The sequence below is a fragment of the Bacillus sp. XF8 genome (genome assembly GCF_017498755.1).
GTDB classification, from domain to species: Bacteria; Bacillota; Bacilli; order Bacillales; family Bacillaceae_G; genus Bacillus_A; species Bacillus_A bingmayongensis.
Map to the genome: position 1 here is coordinate 1 of NZ_JAGDQK010000022.1, position 2,626 is coordinate 2,626.

At 36.6% G+C, this 2,626-nt stretch carries 5 protein-coding genes; 3 read left to right on the plus strand and 2 right to left on the minus strand.

What is annotated here, in order from left to right:
- On the plus strand, positions 1–135 hold a 135-nt coding region (locus tag J4P91_RS15100; protein ID WP_170959257.1), incomplete at its 5' end, for a 3D domain-containing protein.
- A gap of 101 nt (positions 136–236) precedes the next feature.
- On the opposite strand, the gene J4P91_RS15105 is transcribed toward J4P91_RS15100, so the two are convergent.
- Positions 237–473, minus strand: coding sequence for a hypothetical protein (locus J4P91_RS15105; protein WP_207994793.1), 237 nt, complete (start codon positions 471–473; stop codon positions 237–239).
- 345 nt (positions 474–818) lie between these two features.
- Between J4P91_RS15105 and miaA the strand changes: the two genes are divergently transcribed.
- Both miaA and hfq read left to right on the plus strand, forming a co-directional pair.
- Positions 819–1,769 carry a tRNA (adenosine(37)-N6)-dimethylallyltransferase MiaA gene (gene miaA, locus J4P91_RS15110; protein ID WP_207994791.1) on the plus strand — a complete coding sequence of 317 codons (951 nt, stop codon included), beginning with the start codon at positions 819–821 and terminating at the stop codon, positions 1,767–1,769.
- A 25-nt stretch (positions 1,770–1,794) separates the two neighbouring features.
- Positions 1,795–2,019, plus strand: coding sequence for an RNA chaperone Hfq (gene hfq / locus J4P91_RS15115; protein WP_000813896.1), 225 nt, complete (start codon positions 1,795–1,797; stop codon positions 2,017–2,019).
- Positions 2,020–2,136: 117 nt separating this feature from the next.
- Here hfq and J4P91_RS15120 read toward each other — a convergent pair.
- Positions 2,137–2,626 (minus strand): Gly-Xaa-Xaa repeat protein (locus tag J4P91_RS15120; protein WP_207994792.1); only part of this gene is annotated, 490 nt, incomplete at its 5' end.

Genomic DNA, 2,626 nt, shown 5'->3' on the forward strand with positions numbered 1-2,626 from the left:
GAAGGATATGGAGAAGCAATCGCTGGTGATACTGGTGGTGCTATTAAAGGTAACCGTATCGACGTTCTAGTTGGCTCGGATTCAGCTGCTAACAAATGGGGACGTAAATCTGTTAAAGTGAAGATTTTAAAATAATGCTATTGTTGTTAAAAAATAAATCCAGCATTCAAATATTGAGTGCTGGTCTTTCAGGCTGTTGGGAATTTCCTAACAGCCATTTTGTTATTTAAAATTTGTTAAAATGGATATACAGTTCGCCCTGTAATAATCTTATATGCACTGCAAAATTGGGTTTGTGCATATTGTTTAGTTGGTTCGTCTAAAATTTGGTTATTGAATAATGTATGAAAGGAACGTAGTAAGCAGGTTAAAGCGAAATATAATTCTTCTTGTGAGCAGTTCTTTTCTTTTAATGCTGTTGCTAAAATGAGTTCTTCCGTTAATGTTGAAAAATTAATAGTAGATTGTCCGATTTTCATTATATCCTCTCCAATCTTATTTTTTATCATGTATATGTATCGTTGGACAAACTATGTCAATTTTATCTCTCTATTCGCGGGTAGTAAAATCCTCACCTCAAGATTCAGAAAGAGGCGAGGAAGATAGTTGGAGGAGAGAATCTCTAGAAAAGCCTGATTGGTTAGGTGTGAAAATCAGTGAGGGAAGAAGATGATCCTACTGATTAAGGGTTTGTTATATCATTCTTATTTTGGAATTTCATTTACCGTATTGAAAGAACTTGCATTATGACTATTAAAATTGGTAAGATTGGATATAATGATCAGATGGATAAGATTACATAAAGAGAGTTGAAGTATATGGGAGAACTGCAACGTGAAAAAGTTGCTGTCATCATCGGACCGACTGCGGTAGGAAAGACAAAATTAAGCATTGATCTTGCAAAAGCGTTAAATGGTGAAATCATTAGCGGAGATTCAATGCAAATTTATCGTACGATGGATATCGGGACAGCTAAGGTAACAACGGAAGAAATGGAAGGAATTCCGCATTACATGATCGATATTAAAAATCCAGAAGATTCATTTTCTGTGGCGGAATTTCAAGAGCTTGTTCGAGGCCATATTCGAGAAATTACAGAACGCGGGAAACTACCAATTATTGTTGGTGGTACCGGACTTTATATACAATCAGTTTTATATGACTATCAGTTTACAGATGAGGCTGGAGACCCTGTATATCGAGAGAAACTGGAAAAGCTAGCGACAGAACATGGTGTAGAATATGTACATAAGAAGCTGCAAGAGGTAGATCCAGAAAGTGCGAATCGTATTCATGCGAATAATGTAAGGCGTGTCATTCGAGCTCTAGAAATTTTCCGTACGACAGGGCAAAAGATGAGTGATCAACTTGAAAAGCAGGAAAATGAGTTGCTATATGATGTTTCGTTAATCGGCTTGACTATGGATCGTGAAATGTTATATGATCGCATCAACTTGCGTGTCGATCTTATGGTCGGACAAGGATTGTTGCAAGAAGTGAATACTTTATATGAAAATGGAGTCCGAGATTGCCAATCCATTCAAGCAATTGGCTACAAAGAAATATATAATTATTTCGAAGGGCATATTTCGCTAGAAGAAGCGATAATGCAATTAAAAACAAATTCACGTCGCTATGCAAAACGTCAACTAACATGGTTCCGTAATAAAATGGATGTGACATGGTTTGATGTTACCGACGGTGAAAAAACAGCAGAAATTTTGCGATACATAGAAGGAAAGCTACAACTAAAGTCGAATAATAAGTAAGTAGAGAAAAAGAGGAGGATTCGACATGAAGCAATCAATCAATATTCAAGATCAGTTTTTAAATCAACTCCGTAAAGAAAATACGTTTGTGACGCTGTACTTATTAAATGGTTTCCAGCTTCGTGGGTTAATTAAAGGTTTTGATAACTTTACAGTTTTATTGGAAACAGAAGGTAAGCAGCAGCTTATTTATAAACATGCTATTTCCACATTTGTTCCGCAAAAAAACGTTTCAATTGAATTAGAGTAGAAAAAATTGTACATATCAAAAAAAGAGCGAGAAATTCGCTCTTTTTATTTTTATCTTGCATTAATAGGCAGTAACCCCCACTAATGGAAGTGTCACTTTATATAATGTAGAAACCCTTTAATGAATGCGGAAGATAGTGAGCCTAACAGTGGTATTGCCTGTATCGGGAATAGTAATTGTATTAGTAGTAGATTGAATAGTAATCGTATTTCTGGCTTTCAACGTTTCAATTGCGGAAAATGAAATTGAACTTCCAATTGCATTTGCTGAAAAGTTATCAGAAGGTATGTTGCCATTAATGGAAATGCCAAAGCCGAAGGGAGCTGAACCTGAAAATATTGTTGAAGCTGAAAAGTCAATGATATATACACCATCTTCAAGTATTGTGATTGTATCTGTTGCATCGAAATGTATGTTATTTATGTTTGAAGTAAGATTGAACCGGACGTTTTGATTGGGTTTTATAGTTTGTGAAAGTGTATTTTTTAGTACAGCTGTAGTTACCGGAAAGTTAAATCCCTGAGGCCCTCGCTCGCCCTGAGGTCCTTGCTCGCCCTGAGGTCCTTGCTCGCCCTGAGGTCCTTGCTCGCCCTGAGGTCCTCGCTCG

Coding starts and splice junctions, on each gene's coding strand:
- miaA (WP_207994791.1), top strand. CDS start 819: ATGGGAGAACTGCAACGTGAAAAAGTTGCTGTCATCATCGGACCGACT.
- hfq (WP_000813896.1), top strand. CDS start 1,795: ATGAAGCAATCAATCAATATTCAAGATCAGTTTTTAAATCAACTCCGT.